Below are 17,554 nucleotides of genomic sequence, written 5' to 3' on the forward strand. Positions count from 1 at the left end.
GGTTTACCTTTGCGATGGAGTTGGTCGACAGCGGGAGACGAGATCGGCGCAGGGCGCTGGCTTAGCGTGCCGGCACCGGCGCGATCGACTCGTGCGGCGTGGCGGTGCGTTGCGGCGCCTTGTGGACCATGGTGTAGGCGTAGTCGACGCCCATGCCATAGGCACCGGAATGCTCCTTGACCAGCTTCATCACGGCGTCGTAGGTGTCGCGGTGGGCCCAGTCGCGCTGCCATTCCAGCAGCACCTGCTGCCAGGTCACCGGCACGGCGCCGGCCTGCACCATGCGCTGCATGGCGTAGTCGTGCGCTTCCTTGCTGGTGCCGCCCGAAGCATCCGCCACCATGTAGATCTCGTAGTTGCCTTCCAGCATCGCGCACAGCGCGAAAGTGGTGTTGCAGACCTCGGTCCACAGGCCGGCGACGATCACCTTGTTGCGGCCGTTGGCCTTGAGCGCGTCGCGCACCTTCTGGTCGTCCCACGAGTTCATCGAGGTGCGCTCCAGCGTCTTCTGCTCCGGGAACACGTCCAGCAGTTCCGGATAGGTGAAGCCCGAGAACGACTCGCTCTCGACGGTGGTGATGGTGGTCGGGATATTGAAGATCCTGGCGGCCTTGGCCAGGCCGACCACGTTGTTCTTCATGGCCTGCCGGTCCATCGACTGCACGCCGAAGGCCATCTGCGGCTGATGGTCGATGATGATCAGCTGGCTGTTCTGCGGGGTAAGGACTTCGAGCTTCGGGTTGGACATGGTGTCGTTCCTTGGGAGCAGGGTTGATCCCGGGTGCGGTCCTTGCTTGAACGCAAGGCCGTCACGCGGGAGGGGGCGGAGCAGGGCGCCGTGGTCGCGTGAGCGCGGCGCTGCCGGATCGAAGACTAGTCGGTGCCGGCGCCAACGCAAATCGTATGTTCGTATTACCCGCGGGCGGCGCCGGTGCCCGGGGATGGTGCGCCGTGCGCGGCGTAAACGCCGCAGCAGCGCGCGTCCGCGACTAACACCATGGTATGGGTGCCGGGTGCATCACTGCCGTGGCCCGTGCCGGACCTTGCGATGACATGCCCGCTGGTTATAATCCGCAACACCTTTCCGAGCGCACTGGAGATCTGACCGTGACATCACCGAGCCTGGAGCCAGCCGACACCAGTGCGAGCGATGACGCGACGGTGCTGGTGGTCGACGACGATGCCGGACTGCGCCGGGCGCTGGGCAACCTGTTCCGCTCGGTCGGCCTGCACGTGGCGTTGTTCGCCTCGGCCGCCGAACTGCTGGCCACGCCCTTGCCCGATACGCCATGCTGCCTGCTGCTCGATGTCAGGCTGCGCGGGCAGAGCGGGCTCGACCTGCAGGCGCGGCTGGGCCAGCTGGGCGTCCACATCCCCATCATCTTCATGACCGGCTACGGCGATATCGCCATGACGGTCGCGGCGATGAAGGCCGGCGCCGAGGACTTCATGCCCAAGCCGTTCCGCGACCAGGACCTGCTCGACGCGGTCGCCGCCGCGCTGGAGAAAGACCGGCTGCGGCGCGATGGGCAGCGCCAGCTCGAGTCGTTGCGCACCTGCTACCAGTCGCTGACCCCGCGCGAAGGCGAGGTCATGGGCCTGGCGGTCGCGGGCCTGCTCAACAAGCAAATCGCCGCTGAGTTCGGCATCAGCGAGGTGACGGTGAAGATCCATCGCGGCCAGGCCATGCGCAAGATGAAGGCGCGCACCTTTGCCGAGCTGGTGCTGATGGCGCAGCAGCTCGGCCTGTGCAAGGTCGGCGGCTGAGGGCGCGTGGCGCCGAGCCTCCCAACATTCCCGCCCCCATGACGCCTGGCATTCCCGCGCAGCCAAGCCCTGCACCGGCCCTTGACGACGCCTGGCTGGCGCGGGCCGCGCAGACCGTGCTGCACGTCTCGGACGGCATCGATTCGCTGCAACTGTCCGACCCCGACACCGGGCTGCGCTGCTTCGCCAGGAGTGCGCCGCTGGCCGGCAGCGGGGCACTGCAGGACGAGGCCCGGCTGGCCGCGCGCTTGCAGGCGGACTGGGCCGCGGTGCCGGTGGCCACGCTGCGCGGCGCAGAACGCATGGTGGTGGTGTATGGCGGGGCTCCCGCATCGACCCTCGCCGCGACGCTTGGCGATACCCGACCCGCCGTCGCCCGCTTCCTGGAACTGGCCATCGGCAGTGCGCGCGCGCTGGCGGGCGCGCATGCGCACGGCCTGCTGCATGGCGATATCCGGCCGCACAACCTGCTCGTCGATGCCGGCTCCGACGACGGCACCCATGTGCGCCTGACCGGCTTCGATCATGCCACCGCGCTGGATGCCATGCCGCCCGTGGTGCCGCGTCCCGGCCCCGCAGCGTGGCCATACCAGTCGCCCGAAGTCGCCCGCGCCGACCAGGCGCGCACCGGCGCCCGCTCGGACCTGTATTCGCTCGGCGTCACCTTCTACCAGATGCTGACCGGCGCGCTGCCGTTCACTGCCGATTCGCCCGCGGCGTGGCAGCACGCCCATCTCGCCGTCGAACCCGTGCCGCCACACCTGCGCGCGCCTGGCATCGCCCCGTTGCTGGGGGCGATCGTGCTCAGGCTGATGGCCAAGGACCCGGTCGACCGCTATGCCGGCGCCATGTCGCTGCTTGCCGACCTGCTGCGCTGCCAGGCGGACTGGCGCGAACGCGGCGAGATCGCGCCGTTCACGCTCGATGCCGCAGGCCCGACCTCGACGCTGAACGTGTCCGGCGAACTCTTTGGCCGCGCGCGCGAAACCGCGCAGCTTGCCGATGCGCTGGCGCGCGTGCGCCACAGCGGCCAGTCCGAGCTGGTGCTGATCGCCGGCGCCGCGGGCACCGGCAAGTCGGCGCTGGCGGCGTGGCTGTCGTGCCAGGCGGGACAGCAGGGCATGCGCTTCGCCAGCGGCAAGAGCGACCAGTTGCAGCCCGACATTCCGTACGCGCCGGTCGCGCAGATGATCCGCGCGCTGACGCTGCCGCTGCTGGGCGAGCCGGAAGCCGCGCTGGCGCCGGTGCGCGAGCGCTGGCTGGAGGCGCTCGCGGGGCAGGGCCGCGCCATTGCCGTGCTGGTGCCCGAGGCCGCGCATGTGCTGGGACGCACCGCGCCGCTGGCCGAAGTGCCGGCCCAGCAGGCGCAGGCGCGCGCGCAGAAGGCCATCCTTGCCACCTTCGCCACCTTTGCCGACCAGGGCGCGCCGCTGGTGCTGTGCTTCGATGACCTGCAATGGGCCGATGCGTCGACCATTGCGCTGCTCGAAGCCTTCACCACGCAGCGCCCGCGCAACCTGCTGCTGCTCGCGGCCTATCGCGACCACGGCAACGAGGTCGAGCAGCGCTTCTCGTGGCTGCTGCATGCCAGCCGTGCCGGCGCGCTGCCGGTCACGCGCATCGCCGTGCGGCCCCTGACCGTGTGGGAGCTGACCGGACTGGTGGCGGCCGCTCTCAACGTGCCTGCGCCACGCGTGCAAGCGCTGGCGCAGCTGGTGCATGCGAAGACCGGCGGCAATCCGTTCTTCTCGTACCAGCTGTTGCGCGCGCTGGTCGACGACGGCGTGCTGGCCTACCGCGGCGGCCGCGCCGGCTGGTACTGGGACGAGGCCGATGCCGCGCAGCATCACTACACCGACAGCGTGACCGACCTGATGACCCGCCGCTTCGCGCGGCTGCCGCAGGAGGGTACGGAGCTGCTCACGCAGCTGGCCTGCGTGGGCATCCGCTGCGAGCAAAGCCTGCTTGCGTGCGTGGCGCAGCTGAGCGCGGCGCAGCTCGGCGAGCGGCTGCGCCCCTTCGTCGAGGCCGGCCTGCTGGTACGGAGCGGCGACGGCTACGCGTTCCAGCACGACCGCGTGCTGGAAGCCGCGTACGCCATGATCGCGCCGCGCGAGCGCCCGGCCGCGCATGCGCGTATCGCAGGCATCATGATCGAGCACTGGCACGGCGAGCTGGCCGCGCATGCCTTCGAGATCGGCAACCAGATCGAGCGCGCCGCCGGCCATCCGCTGCCGGAGCCGCAACGCGTGGCCTTCGTGCAGGTGCTGCTGGTAGCGGCCAGGCGCGCCCGGCGCAGCGCGGCGATGGCGCAGGCGACGCGCTACACCGACGCGGCCTTCGCGCTGATGCAGCCGTCATGGTGGACCACGCACTGCGCGCTGGCCTACGCCGCCAGCGTGCTGCACTGCGAGTGCCTGCTGGCGCAGGCGCGGCTGGAGCCGGCCTCGCGGGAGATCGACGCGCTGCTCGCGCGCGACCTGCCGCCGGTGGACAAGGCTGCCGTGCACCGGCTCAAGGCCAGCCTGCAGACCGTGCGCTCAGACTACGAGGGCGCGATCAGCGCCGCGCTGTCGGGGCTGGCGCTGCTCGACATCCACCTCGAGCGCGGGCCCACGCCGGCGCGTATGCGCGAGGCCTATGACGCGGTGAAGCAGGCGCTGGGCGGACGCGCGATCGCCAGCCTGGGGCGGTTGCCGGCGACCGAGGACAGCCGCATCCAGACCATCATGGGCTTGCTGTCGACGCTGATCTCGTCGCTGTTCGTGCGCGATGGCATCAGCTTCCTGCACGTGGCCAAGATGGTCGAGCTGACGCTGGCGCACGGCGCCACCGCGGAATCGCCATACGGGCTGTCGTGGTTCGGCGTATTTATCGCCAGCCTGTACGAGGAGTACGAGGACGGCCTGGCCTACGGGCTGGCGGCGATGGACCTGGCCGACCGCCATGGCTACGAGGCCGAGCGCATCGCCACGCTGGTGGCGCTCGACCAGGTCAGCGCCTGGACCCGGCCGTTGTCCTACGCGCTGGCGCAAGCGCAGCGCGCGGTCACGCTGGGCCTGGCCTCGGGCGATATCGGCATGGCGTGCTATGCCTGCAACCATATCGCGTCCGATTTGCTCGCCATGGGCGAGCACCTGCGCCTGGTGGAGGAAGAGATCGGCCGCGGGCTGGAGCTGACGCGGCTGGTGCAGTACCGCGACATCGAACTGATCCTGTATTCGCAGCATCATTTCCTGAACCGGCTGCGCAGCGGCGACGAAGCGGCGCCACAGGGCGAGGCCGGGCACCAGCTGAGCGCGGCGCAGCGGCTGGCGCGTGCCAACTCGCTGCCGACGCGGTTCTGGATCTGGCTCTACGACGGCATGGCGGCGGTGTTCCGGCAGGAGTGGGAGCACGCGGTGCGCAGCCTGCGCGAGGCCGAGACGCTGATCTGGTCGGCGCCGGCCCATATCAACGTCGCCGATTGCCGGCTGTATCTGGCGCTTGCGCTCGCGCACGCGGCGAACGGCGCGGCGCCGGACAGCATGCTGGCCGAGGTGGCCGCGCATCGCGACTGCTTTGCCCGCTGGGCGGCGCTGAACCCGCTGACCTTCCGCGGCAAGCTGGCGCTGGTCGATGCGGAGCTGGCGCGCTTGCGCGGCGATCCGCTCCAGGCGCTGGCCGGCTACGAGCAGGCGGCAGCCGCCGCGGCCGCGGCCGGATTCGTTCATGAGGCGGCGCTCGCACACGAACTGGCCGGCATGCTGTGCGAAGCGCGCGGCCTGCCGACCGCGGCCGCGCAGCACCGGCGCCTGGCCAGCGCCGGCTACCGGCGCTGGGGCGCGGACCACAAGGCGATGCTGCTGGAGGCGCGTCATCCGCACCGCGACGTGGCGGGGCACGACCACGGCGGCGCCGACGGCGAGCGCCGCGCGCCGCGCTGGGAGCTGGGCATGAAGGCGGCCAGGGCAATGTCCAGCGAGATCGTGATGGACCGGCTGATCGAAACGCTGATGACCCATGTGGTGGTCCATGCCGGCGCGCAGTACGGCCTGCTGCTGCTGATGCGCGGCGAGCAGCCCATGATCGAGGCCTCGGCGCGCGTGCTCGATGGCAAGGTGGCGGTGACGCTCGGCAGTGCGGTGCCGAGCGAGCAGGCGCTGCCGCTGGCGGTGCTCAACAGCGTGCTGCGCACCCGGCAGACGCTGGCGCTGGACGACGCCATGGTCGATGCGCCGTCGATCCGCACCAAGGGCGCCATTGCCGGCGGGCCGCGCTCGGTGCTGTGCCTGCCGCTGCTGCGCGGCGGCGGCCTGTTCGGCGTGTTCTACCTGGAAAACAGCCTGGCGCCGGCGGTGTTCGACGCCACCCGCATCGCCGAACTCGAGGTGCTGGCGCCGCAGGTGGCGATCTCGCTCGAGACCGCGCGCCTGTACCAGCAGCTGATCGACGAAAGCAACCGCCGCGTCGCCGCCGAAGTGCGGCTGCGCAGCGCCAGCTCGGCCCTGGCGCGCACCTCGCACCTGACCGTGATGGGCGGGCTGGCCGCATCGATCGCGCATGAGGTGAACCAGCCGCTGACCGCCATCGTCGCCACCGTCGACGCCAGCCTGCGCTGGCTGAACCGGCCCAGGCCGGAGTTGGCCGAGGCGCTCGACGGCTTCACCGACATCAAGCAGTACGCGCTGCGCGCCGCCGACATCATCCGTGCGCTGCGCGCGCTGGCCAGGCAGGCGCCGGCGGTGCTGGCGCCGCTGCATCCCGACGAGGTCCTGCGCGAGGTGCTGGAGATGGCGCGCCTGGACATCGACGCGCACGAGGTCAGGGTCGTCGCACGGCTGGCGGCGGGCGCCGCCGTGGTCGAAGCCGATCGCGTCCAGCTGCAGCAGGTGGTGCTGAACCTGATCACCAACGCGCTCGACGCCATGGCCCAGACCCCGCCCGCGCAGCGCGAGCTGATCGTGACCTCGTACCGCGAGCAGGATAGCATCGTCGTCAGCGTGCAGGACCAGGGCGCGGGCATCCCCGACGACGTGCTGGGCCAGGTGTTCGAGCCATTCTTCACCACCAAGGCAGACGGCATGGGCATGGGCCTCGCCATCTGCCGCTCCATCATCGAGGCGCATGGCGGCAGGCTGGAAGTGCGCAACCGGCGCAGCGGCGGCAGCGAATTCATGTTCCGGCTGCCGGTGTGCGAGATGTTGCCGGCAGCGGGGGTGTAAGCGCTGCGCCCGCGGGGAACAGGAGCTGTCGCCGCGCGCGCCATGGCTTGGGCCAGCTGGCGCCGCCAGGCAGCGGCGCGTTCTGATGGGTGTGAGAGTGTCAGCGCCCGACTGTATTCCGCACTTCATCCAGCAAGGCGCGCGCAGCCAGCTTGCCAAGATTGTTGCCTGCGAACGGGCTGTCACCCGTGAGCAGCTTGCGGTCCTGGAACGTGCTGCCATCGATCTTTGTGTTGACGATCTCGACGCCCACGGCAGCAAGTTTTTCGCCAAAGAACCAGCGTAATGGGCCAGGCATATAGCCAATGTCCGGCGTCTGCTTGTCCATGGCATCCGGGAATGCGCAGATGCGGTAGCCGCGGAACAGATCGCCGCCATCGGGTTCACCAACGCCGGCGGCAAGCAGCGCGGCGGGGCCGTGACACAGTGTGATGATGAACTTATCGTTCCGCATCGCCCATTGCAGGGTCGCCTTCATGTCGGTGCTGTGGGGAAGTCCCAGCAGGGCACCGTGGCCACCCGGAATGAAGACGGCAATGTAGCTGGCATCCTGGTCCAGGGATTCGACTACGTCGCCGAGTTTAAGCGGCTGCTGAAACTTGTGCTCGTACTTCGCGTAGAGCGCCTGTATCTCCGCGTCTTCGGAAGGAAACGCCCACCATTCGAACTTGGCCGGATTGCCCGATAACGTGGCAATGTCGAACTCGAAGCCCGCGCGATCAAGGTGATACATGGGCAGGAGCGTCTCGACAGGATGGTTGCCGGTTGAAAAGAAGGTACCGTTCCCGGTCAGCAGGTAACGCTCGTCCGCAGCGACCAGCAGTACTTTCCAGCGACCTCCCTGACAGGCGTCCGGATAATCGGCATCCGCGAGGTTGGATTTCGGCGACGTAAATTGCGAGAGCGAGTAGGGGGAGGGAAAGAAGGCCTTGCGTTCGGCTGGATCAGGTGTCGGCTGCTTGCTGTCGGTCTGGGACGTCATGATGGGCTTCCTCCTGCAAAGAACGGGTTTTAGAGCTTGGATTCCGGCGGCTTTTTCATCCATCCAATGAGGGAGTTCCCCCCATCGGCAGCTGCCGTGCATGCGGCCGCAGCGGCCGGATGCGGCCCGGTGCCTTGCGCGGCACGTGGTCACCGGCACGGGCATATCGGCATGCATCGTGCACTTGCGCGCAACCTGCGCTGCGGGGCTGACGCAATGATCCGCGCATCGTTGCCGCCTGCGCAAGGCGCCTCCCCAATCGGGGGGTGGCCCTTGTCGCGTGGCTTTCGTTTCGGCGATCATCTAACCGATTCGTACCCGAACCGGGCCGGACTGCAGGAGCTAAGTGATGGGGAAGGCCATATTGGTGACTGGCGCCGGGGCACCCGCATGACCCGACCATCGCCGGCCGTTGCCGCGCAGCAGCCTCGATGGCGGCCAGCCTTGATCCTGACAAAGCTGGCGCCGCCGCGAACGCGGCACTACATCCATCGTGAGCGCGCCATCGGGCAATTGCGCCCCGGCGTGGAACGTAAGCTGACGGTGCTGGTAGCGCCAGCCGGCTTCGGCAAGACGTCGCTGTTGAGCGAATGGACGAAGGTGCTGGCGCAGGAGGGCTGCGCGGTCGGGTGGCTGGGCATCGACCGCGACGACGATGATCTGTTCCAGTTCGGCGCCTACCTGCTCGCTGCGGCAAGCGAGGCTTGCAGGCAGGCCGGCGAGCCGGTCCCGCGCGGCCTCGAGCCGGATCCGCTGGCGCCGGCGGACGCGATGTTTGCCGCGCTCCTTAACGCGGTCGTGGTGCTGCCGCGCCAGATGGTGCTGGTGCTGGATGACTTCGACCGGCTGGCATCGCCCGCCATTCACGAGGCGGTGTTCCGGCTGCTGCGTTATGCACCCGAGAATCTGCATCTGATCGTCGCCGGGCGCAGCGAGCCGGCCTTTCCGCTGAGCTACTTCGAAGTGCGGGGCCAGTTGCTGAAGCTGGGTGCGGAAGCCCTGCGCTTCGACGGCGCGGAGACGCAGGCGTTCTTCTCTGCCGTTTCCGGGCATGCGCTGAGCCCCGCGCAGACCGACGCGCTGTTGCAAGCGACGGAAGGATGGGTGGCTGGCCTGCAACTGGCGTCGTTTGCATGGAGCGCGCACGACCAGGCCGGCGATTTCGCCGAACACTTGCCATTTGCCCGGCGCAGCGTCGAGGCGTATCTGGATGAGAACGTGCTGGTGCATATCCCCCAGCCGTTGCAGGCATTTCTTCTGCAGACCGCGGTGCTGGACCGGATGTCGGTGCCGTTGTGCGATGCGGTGACCGGCTCCAGCGGGGCACGTGCCAGTTTCGAGTGGCTGATGGCGAGAAACATGTTCCTCAGGCCGCTCGACGCCGAGGGCCAGTGGTACCGCTATCACGCGCTGTTTGCCGAATACCTGAGAAACCGCCTGGTCCGGGAACGTCCGCACGACGTGGCCCGGCTGCATCGCCGCGCCAGTGAATGGTTTGCGGCGCAGTCGCTGTGGGCGGAGGCCGTCAGGCACGCACTGGCCGCCGGCGATGGCGATCGCGCCGCCGGCTGGGTCGAGCAATGCGCGATGAACCTGGTCGAGGCCAGCGATGTGCGAACCGTGCTGAGCTGGGTGGCAAAGCTGCCTGCGCAGGCGGTGCATGGCCGTCTTCGCTTGCGCCTGGCGCATGCCTGGGCCCTCGCGCTGACCATGCAGGCGGTCGCGGCAAGGCGCGAACTGCAGGCGGTCGAGCAGGACATCGGGCTCGGGCAGCTGCCTGTCACCGAGGTGGTCCGCGTCGAGCTGCTGGCGGTCAAGGCGTTGATCGCGGGCCTGTCCGACGAGAGCCAGCGCTCGCTGGAAATGGGACGCGAGGTCCTCGAACTCCGTCCCGCGGAAGGCTCATGGGCGGAGGGTATCGGCCTGACGACGCTTATCTTCGGGCTTAGCTATGCATCCGGGTTCGGCGAAATCGAGCGGCTGCGGCGCACGCTGACCTTCGGTACCGGCACCAACGCACCGGTCTACGCAACGGTGTACCGGCAGAGCATGGTCGGGCTCAGCCTGTTTGTGCAGGGCCGCCTGGGCGAGGCCGTCCAGACCCTGGAGGACGTTCTGCGCGAGGCCACCGCACGCGCCGGCCGGCAGTCTGCCGCTGCGGTGCTACCGGTCGGATACCTGGCCGCCATCCGCTATGAATGGAATGACCTGGAGCGGGTCACCGAACTACTGGAGGGGCGGCTCGAGGCGGCGCTGCAATCGTGCTCGCTGGGTCCCCTGGTCGGCTTCTGCGTGACGATGGCGCGGCTGCGGCTGCTGGCCGGACAGCACGACGAAGCCCGCCGGATCATGGAAGACGCGGAAGCTGTTGCCAGGAGCCGCCGGTGGCTGCGCATGCAGGTCGCGTGCAAGGCCGAGGCGATCCGGATCAGTATCCATTCCGGCGACCTGGGCCGCGCCACGCGCATCGGCCACGAACTGGAAGCGCTGGCCGGGCATCGGCCGGCGAGCTTGCAGGGCAGCTATCTGGAGACCTGGCAGCGTTTCCAGGTGGCGCATTGCCGCCTGCTGGTGGCCCGTGGCCGGCCCGCCGAAGCCGTGCCCATCCTGCAGGGCGTGCATGCGGAACTGCGCGCCGCCGGCATGCACTACCTGAGCGCCCAGATCGCGGTGGCGCTGGCGGTGGCACTGCATCGCGCCGGACAGCGCACCACCGCTGCGCAGGCCATGCAGGCGGCCCTGGCGTATGGCCAGGGGAACGGCCTGCGGCGCGTTTTCCTTGATGCCGGACCGGTGGCCTTCGAGATCATTGATGGCCTGCGCCGGAAGCAGGCATTGCCGGGCGAGGTCGAGCCCTGGTATGTGGAAGCGCTCTGCGCTGGATTCAACGGGAAGGCCGGGCCGGCAGATACGCGAGGTGCCGCCGTGGCGGAGCGGGCTGAATACCCGGTCGAACCACTGGCGGCCAGCCGGCTGAGCGCCCGCGAGGTGGAAATCCTGGACTACGTGGCCAGGGGACTGTCCAACAAGGAAATCGCCAGGGCTATCCGGGTTGCCCCGGAAACGGTGAAGTGGCACCTGAAGAATATCTTTGAAAAGCTGAAGGTGAACTCCCGGATCCAGGCTGTTCGTAACGGCCTGGGCCGTGACCTGCCCTGGCCCGCGGAACGAAACGTGCCGCGGGCCAGGCCGCAGGCACGAACTCCGAACCAATCATGACCACGGGCGCGCAAGCGACAAGCAGACCGGTACTGCCCGGGCGGACGGCATTCTCCATGCCCGGGGTCGGCCGTGCGCGTCAGTGGCCGGACGCCGCCGCCGCACCATGGCCGGTTTGTGCCTGGACCAGCCGCGCATCGAAGCCCTGGCGCTCTGCCTGCGCCCGGGGGCTGTTATCGAATCGGGAGCACAGGTACGTGACCAGGAACGCGAACGGGACCGTGAATAGCGCAGGATGATCGTACGGGAAGATCGCTGCGGGATGGCCCAGTACGTTCTTCCACACGGCAGGCGAGAGGATCACCAGCGCCACCGACGACAACAGTCCCGACGCCACGCCCCAGACTGCGCCGCGGCTGGTCAGGCCACGCCAGTACATCGACAGCACCAGCACCGGGAAATTTGCCGATGCTGCCACGTTGAAAGCCAGTGCGACCAGAAATGCCAGGTTTTGCCCCTTGAAGGCGATTCCCAGCAGCACCGCGGCGACGCCGATGACAAGGGTGGCCCGCTTGGTGACGACGATTTCCGCAGTTTCCGTGGCGCTGCCGCGGCGCAGCACATTGGCGTAGATGTCATGCGAAATCGCCGAAGCGCCGGCAAGCGTCAGTCCCGACACCACGGCGAGGATCGTAGCGAAGGCGACGGCCGCCAGGAACCCCAGCAGGAGGTTGCCGCCGGTCGCGCTGGCGAGGTGCATGGCGACCATGTTGCCACCTCCGAGCAGTTTCCCGCCGACCTGGCCCGCTTCGAAGAAGCGGGCGTCGGTGCCGACGATCACGATCGCGGCGAGGCCGATGACGAACATCGCCAGGAACATGTAGCCAATGCAGGTGCTGGCCACCAGCACGCTCTTGCGCGCCTCGCGGGCATTCGGCACCGTGAAGAAGCGCATCAGGATATGCGGCAGCCCCGACAGGCCCAGCACCGTCGCCACGCAAAGGGAGAGCGCGGAGATCGGGTCGGCGAACAGCGTGCCGGGCGCGAGCAGGGCCGGGCCGCTACGGTGAACCTCGACCGCCCGGGCCGCCAGGGTCTCGAAGCTGAAGCCGAAGTGCGCCAGGGACAGCAGCAACAGCAGCGAGCCGCCGAACATCAGCAGCACCGCCTTGATGATCTGGACCCAGGTGGTCGCGACCATGCCGCCCACGGTCACATAGATCATCATCAACGCACCGACCCCGGCCACGGCATAGTCATAGTCGATGCCGAACAGCAACTGCACCAGTTCGCCCGCACCCACCATCTGCACGATCAGATAGAGGAGCACCACCACCAGGCTGCTGCCCGCGGCGATGCAACGGGTGCTGACCGGGTCGAGCCGGTCCGAGATGATGTCCACGAAGGTGAATTTGCCAAGGTTGCGCAGACGCTCGGCCATCAGGAACAGCATGACCGGCCAGCCGATGAAGAAGCCGGCGATATAGAGAAGTCCATCGAAGCCGCGCGCATAGACCAGGCTGACGACGCCGAGCAGCGTGGCGGCCGACATGTAGTCGCCGGCCACGGCCAGTTCGTTCTGCGTGCCGGTGATGCCGCCGCCGGCGGTAAAGAAGTCGCTGGCGGTGCGGGCGCGCGAGGCGGCCCGATACGTGATGCCCAGGGTCAGTGCGACAAAGAGCAGGAACATGGCGATGGCCTGGAGATTCATCGGGCGGCCTCCGACAGGATCTGCTGCACGATCGTCTCGAACAGCCCGTTCGCGCGCCGCACGTAGAACCACGTTGCCACCCATCCCAGCAACACGATGCCGACAGCCAGGACCAGGCCGGGATTCAGCCATGTCCCGGACTGGAGCGGCTGGGACAGCCGCTGCGGCTGCAGCGCGACGGCAAGCATCAGCGCGAGATAGGGAGTGAGGACCAGGGCCAGCAGCCCGCACGACAGGCGGGCGCGACGGCGAACCAGTTCGCCGAACCTGGGATGGCGCCGGATGCGCTCTGTACTGGTGGATTCCTGCATTGCTTGTCTCCTGAAGCTGTATTTCTAGTGACAACGGACCGTCAACGCCAACCTGCCATGCCGGCGTCTGGGCGTGGATCCGGGAAGGGGAAACCTAGAGAGGGGGCGCGGCCTGATACTTTTCGCGCAGCAGGCGCTTGTTGATCTTGCCTACGCTGGTCTTTTCGATTGCGTCGACAAAGAGCACGCGTTCCGGGACCGCGTACTTCGAGATAGCGCCGCGACGCACGAAGTCGCGCAGATGTTCCTGGATCTCGGTGAGTTCGACCGACTGCCCTTGCCGCAGCACGATCAGCGGCAGCGGGCGCTCGCCCCACCGCGTATCCCGGATGCCGATGACGGCGACCTCGCTGACGGCGGCATGACGCGAGATCAGGTCCTCCAGCTCGAGCGACGACACCCACTCGCCGCCGCTCTTGATAACGTCCTTGATACGGTCCGTGACCTGCAGGTAACCGTCGCTGTCGATCGCGCCGATGTCGTTGGTATGCAGGTAGCCGCCGGCCCACAGATGTTCGGACTCGGCCGCATTGCCGAGGTAGCCCTGCGTCAGCCACGGCGCGCGGACCACGATTTCGCCACTGGCCTTGCCGTCGTGCGCGACGTCGCGCATCGCCTCATCGACGATGCGCAGGTCGACCAGCGGAATTGGCAGGCCGGTCTTGGTGCGCACATCGAGTTCGGTGGCGGCATCGCCGCGCAGCGTCGTCTTGACCTGCGACAGGGTCAGGATAGGGCAGGTTTCCGACATGCCATAGCCGGTGAAGACATCGATGCCGCGCTCGAGCGCAGCCTGTGCCAGGCCGCGCGGCAGCGCCGAGCCGCCCACGATGATCTTCAGGCCACTCAGGTCGAACGTCGCCGAATCGGGGTGGGACAGCAGCATGTGCAACAGCGTGGGAACGCCGTGGGAGAACGTGACGCGCTCGTCCCGGACCAGGCGAAGCAGCTGATCCGCGGCGTAGCGCCCCGGATAGACCTGGCGGATGCCGAGCGCGGTCGCCACATAGGGCATGCCCCAGGCGTGCACATGGAACATCGGCGTCAATGGCATATAGACATCGTCGCGATGCACGCGTCCCTGGCTGGGGGCGCTGGCCAGTGCCGCCATGGTCGCAAGCGTATGCAGCACGATCTGCCGATGGCTGAAGTAGACGCCCTTGGGCAAGCCGGTGGTGCCGGTGGTGTAGAAGGTGGTCGCGCGCGCGTTCTCGTCGAAGTCAGGGAAGGCGTAGTCGGGTGGCGAGGCGGCCAGCAGCGCTTCGTACTCCGCCGCGAAACCGTGCGGCAGCGGTGCGCTGTCGATGGCCAGCGTGTCGTCTCCGATCAGCACGAGCTGCTCGAGGGTTTCAAGCTGGTCGCGGATCGCCTCGACCACGGGCAGGAAGTCGGCATGGACCATCAGCAGCCTGACGCCGGCGTGATTCAGCGTGTAGGCGATCTGTTCCGGCGAGAGGCGCACGTTGACCGTCATCAGCACCGCACCCATCATCGGGACGCCGAAATAGGCTTCCAGGTAGCGGTGGCTGTCCCAGTCCATGACCGCGACCGTATCGCCAGGCTCGATGCCCAGCGCTTGCAGGCCACTGGCCAGCTGCCCGACGCGGTGCCGCATGGTCCAGTAGCTGTGGCGCAGCTGACCGCGATAGACGATTTCCTGCTCCGGGTTGGCCGCCAGCGGCGCATGCAGCAACTGCCTGATCAGCAACGGATAGGCATAAGCGGACGGCGTGCGCGCAATGGGGTTGGGTTGTGGCACGGGGAGACTCCTTGATCGCTGTGGCGGTGGCCTTTGCATGCGCGTCTGCCTGGCAGGCTCGCGCCGGGACACCGGATGCCTGGCAGCGTAAGCGCCATGGCACGGCTTTCCAGCCCCCCGAACGGGGAGCTGCGCCGACTGTCGAGCGTGGTGTCCAGCCGGAGCGCCGTGCTGCAAAGCGCGAAGCACTTGCGCGTGCGCGGCCTCCCCGATCGGGTGGCTGGTTTTTGCTCCGCGGTCGCCTAACCTCTGCGTGCCAACCGGAAGCGGCCGACCTGTCAAGTCAGGGAAGCGCGCCGCTTTCGACAACCCGCATCGAAGGAGACTGCAAACATGGCTTCAGCACCCCGTCCCGTCCCCGCTGTCACGGACTCGCCAGTCTTTCCGGACCTGGACGGCAAGGTTGCGCTCGTGACCGGCGCCTTTGGCGGGCTCGGCCGGCACTTCGCGCTGACACTGGCCAATGCGGGTTGTCGCGTCGCGCTTGCTGGCAGGCGCATGGCCGAAGGCGAGCGGCTGATGGATGAAATCCTGGCCAGGGGCGCAGACGGTTGCGTCGTGCGGCTCGACGTATGCGACCCCGATTCCGTTTCCGCCGCGCTGTTCCAGGCCGGGCAGGCGCTGGGCACCGTGGACATCGTCGTCAACAGTGCCGGCATTGCTAGCACCGGGCCCGCGCTGGAGACCAGCGAGCAGGATTGGGCGCGGGTGATTGATACCAACCTGACGGGCGCCTGGCGTGTGGCGCAGTACGCGGCCCGGTACATGCGCGAAGCCGGCCGACCGGGCAGCATCATCAACATTGCTTCCATTCTGGGGCTACGGGTGGCGCAGCAGGTTCCCGCGTACACGGCCGCAAAGGCAGGCCTGATCCACCTGACCCAAGCGCTGGCACTTGAATGGGCGCGCCATGGCATCCGCGTCAACGCACTGGCCCCGGGGTACTTCGCCACTGACATCAATCGCGCCTTCTTCGAGACTGATGGCGGGCAGGCAATGGTCCGGCGGATACCCCAGCGGCGCCTGGGGCAGCCTTCCCAGCTGGACGGCGCCCTGCTGCTGCTGGCATCCGGGGCATCCGACTACATCACCGGTGCGGTGTTGCCCGTCGACGGCGGGCATCTCGTCAGCACGCTGTGACAGCGAAAGGACAGTCCAATGAACGATACGACTCACCGCAACTGGGATGCGCTGGCTCGGCTGCTCCAGGCGCGCGGGCTGATCGACCAGGCGTCGCTGAGCGCGACCCGGCTGACCGGTGGTCAGTCCAACCCGACTTTCCTGGTCGCCTCGGGCGCGCACCGATACGTGCTGCGGATGAAGCCCGCCGGGCAGATCCAGGCCAGGGCGCACGCCATCGACCGCGAGTTTCGCGTCATGCGAGCGCTCCAGGGCAGTGATGTGCCGGTCCCCGCCGTGTACCTGTACAGCGAAGACCTGTCCGTGGCTGGCAGTCCTTTCTACCTGATGGAATACCTGGATGGCAGGGTGATGGTGGAGCAGTCGCTGCCGGGCATGTCGCGCGCCGAGCGCGGTGCCATCTACGCCGAGATGAATCGCGTGATGGCCGCGCTGCATCGCGTCGATGTCCAGGCGGCAGGGCTTGCCGACTACAGCCCGGTCGGCAACTACCTGGCACGCCAGATTGCCGGATGGACGCGCCAGAGCCGCGCCACTGGCGCACTGGCAAGCTCGGCCATGCTGGCACTGATGGGCTGGCTGCCAAGGAACATCCCCGCGGTCGAGGAGACACGTCTCGTCCATGGCGACTTCCGCCTAGACAACCTGGTCTTCCACCCGAGCGAGCCCAGGGTCATCGGGGTGCTGGACTGGGAGTTGTCGGCGCTGGGACATCCGCTGGTCGATCTGGCCTATCACTGCCTGAGCTGGCACATCCCTTCATCGCTGTGGCGCGGCATCGCCGACCTCGACCTGGCCGGCCTCGGGATCCCGGGCGAACAGAGCTACCTGCAGTGGTATGCCGAAGCCAACGGCACCATGGGGATCGAGCACTGGGACTTCTACATCGCCTACAACCTGTTCAGGCTGGCTGCGATCTTGTTCGGTATCGCCGAGCGGGCACGGCAAGGCAACGCCGCCGCTGCGGATGCCGTGGAGACTGGCCGCAAGGCCGGACCGATCGCCGACCTGGGATGGCATTACGCGATGCGCTATGAGGCGATCCGGCAGAAGTATTCACACCTGCGCGTTGGAGTCTGACTTGCCGAGGCTGCCCCGCTGTGGTGGGCATGTTGATCCTCCGTTCACTTCTGAAACATCCCTTTGCCCGATATGGCATCACGACGCACCTGACTACCATCGGTGTAACGCTGCCATGGCATCCGGCACCTGGCACGCACAAACCACAACGGGGCGGGGGGCATGCCATGAAGCGGAAGATCACCGAAGACGTGACGGCGATCCAGGACCGTTATCGCGAGTGGGTAGTGGATGGCGGCAAGGACGCGGCGCGGGCAGAAGCCTTGTTGCATGAACTGAAGGGCTGCCTCGCGGCGTGGTTCGAGGTGCCTGGCGAGCTGGCCGCGCTCAGGCAAGCCAGGGGAAGCGCGGGGCTGGAGTTGACCGTGCTGCGTCCGGAGCGATGACGGCAGCTGCCGGGCCGGGCGGGAGCTGCCACGAAGTGAAGGCTGTCGCTATTGC

At 68.0% G+C, this 17,554-nt stretch carries 11 protein-coding genes; 6 read left to right on the plus strand and 5 right to left on the minus strand.

Annotated features, from left to right (window positions below; all coding sequences use genetic code 11):
• Positions 1 to 61: 61 nt before the first annotated feature.
• Positions 62 to 748 (minus strand): hydrolase, encoded by a 687-nt coding sequence (locus tag CBM2586_RS19125; RefSeq protein ID WP_062802548.1) that lies wholly within the window; start codon positions 746 to 748, stop codon positions 62 to 64.
• A gap of 359 nt (positions 749 to 1,107) precedes the next feature.
• On the opposite strand from CBM2586_RS19125, the gene CBM2586_RS19130 reads away from it, so the two are divergent.
• Both CBM2586_RS19130 and CBM2586_RS19135 read left to right on the plus strand, forming a co-directional pair.
• The gene (locus CBM2586_RS19130) at positions 1,108 to 1,767 is read left to right on the plus strand and encodes a response regulator transcription factor (protein WP_115665409.1); all 660 of its coding nucleotides are present in this window, start codon (positions 1,108 to 1,110) and stop codon (positions 1,765 to 1,767) included.
• 38 nt (positions 1,768 to 1,805) lie between these two features.
• The gene (locus tag CBM2586_RS19135) at positions 1,806 to 6,971 is read left to right on the plus strand and encodes a trifunctional serine/threonine-protein kinase/ATP-binding protein/sensor histidine kinase (protein ID WP_115689203.1); all 5,166 of its coding nucleotides are present in this window, start codon (positions 1,806 to 1,808) and stop codon (positions 6,969 to 6,971) included.
• 100 nt (positions 6,972 to 7,071) lie between these two features.
• On the opposite strand, the gene hchA is transcribed toward CBM2586_RS19135, so the two are convergent.
• On the minus strand, positions 7,072 to 7,953 hold the full coding sequence (gene hchA, locus CBM2586_RS19140) for a glyoxalase III HchA (protein WP_115665407.1): 882 nt from the start codon (positions 7,951 to 7,953) through the stop codon (positions 7,072 to 7,074).
• A 444-nt stretch (positions 7,954 to 8,397) separates the two neighbouring features.
• Here hchA and CBM2586_RS19145 point away from each other — a divergent pair, with 444 nt between their 5' ends.
• Entirely contained in the window at positions 8,398 to 11,172 is a 2,775-nt protein-coding gene (locus tag CBM2586_RS19145; protein WP_240987969.1) for a LuxR C-terminal-related transcriptional regulator, read from the plus strand.
• Between the two features lie 79 nt (positions 11,173 to 11,251).
• On the opposite strand, the gene actP is transcribed toward CBM2586_RS19145, so the two are convergent.
• The 3 genes from actP to CBM2586_RS19160 all read right to left on the minus strand — a co-directional run bounded on the left by actP (position 11,252) and on the right by CBM2586_RS19160 (position 14,932).
• A complete protein-coding gene (gene actP, locus CBM2586_RS19150) occupies positions 11,252 to 12,823 on the minus strand; it encodes a cation/acetate symporter ActP (RefSeq protein WP_198044130.1) in 1,572 nt (523 codons plus the stop codon).
• Positions 12,820 to 13,134 (minus strand): DUF485 domain-containing protein, encoded by a 315-nt coding sequence (locus tag CBM2586_RS19155; RefSeq protein ID WP_115689209.1) that lies wholly within the window; start codon positions 13,132 to 13,134, stop codon positions 12,820 to 12,822. Before CBM2586_RS19155 ends, actP begins: the two co-directional genes overlap by 4 nt.
• Before the next feature lie 94 nt (positions 13,135 to 13,228).
• The gene (locus tag CBM2586_RS19160) at positions 13,229 to 14,932 is read right to left on the minus strand and encodes a fatty acid--CoA ligase (protein WP_115689211.1); all 1,704 of its coding nucleotides are present in this window, start codon (positions 14,930 to 14,932) and stop codon (positions 13,229 to 13,231) included.
• Between the two features lie 294 nt (positions 14,933 to 15,226).
• Here CBM2586_RS19160 and CBM2586_RS19165 point away from each other — a divergent pair, with 294 nt between their 5' ends.
• From CBM2586_RS19165 to CBM2586_RS19175, 3 genes are all read left to right on the plus strand, one after another.
• Positions 15,227 to 16,033: an SDR family NAD(P)-dependent oxidoreductase gene (locus CBM2586_RS19165; RefSeq protein WP_115689213.1), complete on the plus strand. Its 807-nt coding sequence runs from the start codon at positions 15,227 to 15,229 to the stop codon at positions 16,031 to 16,033.
• 18 nt (positions 16,034 to 16,051) lie between these two features.
• The gene (locus CBM2586_RS19170; RefSeq protein WP_115665401.1) at positions 16,052 to 17,113 is read left to right on the plus strand and encodes a phosphotransferase family protein; all 1,062 of its coding nucleotides are present in this window, start codon (positions 16,052 to 16,054) and stop codon (positions 17,111 to 17,113) included.
• A gap of 167 nt (positions 17,114 to 17,280) precedes the next feature.
• Positions 17,281 to 17,499 (plus strand): hypothetical protein, encoded by a 219-nt coding sequence (locus CBM2586_RS19175; RefSeq protein WP_115689215.1) that lies wholly within the window; start codon positions 17,281 to 17,283, stop codon positions 17,497 to 17,499.
• Positions 17,500 to 17,554 lie beyond the last annotated feature (55 nt).

The organism is Cupriavidus taiwanensis (assembly GCF_900250115.1).
GTDB classification, from domain to species: Bacteria; Pseudomonadota; Gammaproteobacteria; order Burkholderiales; family Burkholderiaceae; genus Cupriavidus; species Cupriavidus taiwanensis_B.

What these genes read in the sequence shown, in the direction of transcription:
- CBM2586_RS19155 (WP_115689209.1), bottom strand. Translation starts at nt 13,134, where the DNA reads ATGCAGGAATCCACCAGTACAGAGCGCATCCGGCGCCATCCCAGGTTC.
- hchA (WP_115665407.1), bottom strand. Translation starts at nt 7,953, where the DNA reads ATGACGTCCCAGACCGACAGCAAGCAGCCGACACCTGATCCAGCCGAA.
- CBM2586_RS19175 (WP_115689215.1), top strand. Translation starts at nt 17,281, where the DNA reads ATGAAGCGGAAGATCACCGAAGACGTGACGGCGATCCAGGACCGTTAT.
- CBM2586_RS19165 (WP_115689213.1), top strand. Translation starts at nt 15,227, where the DNA reads ATGGCTTCAGCACCCCGTCCCGTCCCCGCTGTCACGGACTCGCCAGTC.
- actP (WP_198044130.1), bottom strand. Translation starts at nt 12,823, where the DNA reads ATGAATCTCCAGGCCATCGCCATGTTCCTGCTCTTTGTCGCACTGACC.
- CBM2586_RS19160 (WP_115689211.1), bottom strand. Translation starts at nt 14,932, where the DNA reads ATGCAAAGGCCACCGCCACAGCGATCAAGGAGTCTCCCCGTGCCACAA.
- CBM2586_RS19135 (WP_115689203.1), top strand. Translation starts at nt 1,806, where the DNA reads ATGACGCCTGGCATTCCCGCGCAGCCAAGCCCTGCACCGGCCCTTGAC.
- CBM2586_RS19125 (WP_062802548.1), bottom strand. Translation starts at nt 748, where the DNA reads ATGTCCAACCCGAAGCTCGAAGTCCTTACCCCGCAGAACAGCCAGCTG.
- CBM2586_RS19170 (WP_115665401.1), top strand. Translation starts at nt 16,052, where the DNA reads ATGAACGATACGACTCACCGCAACTGGGATGCGCTGGCTCGGCTGCTC.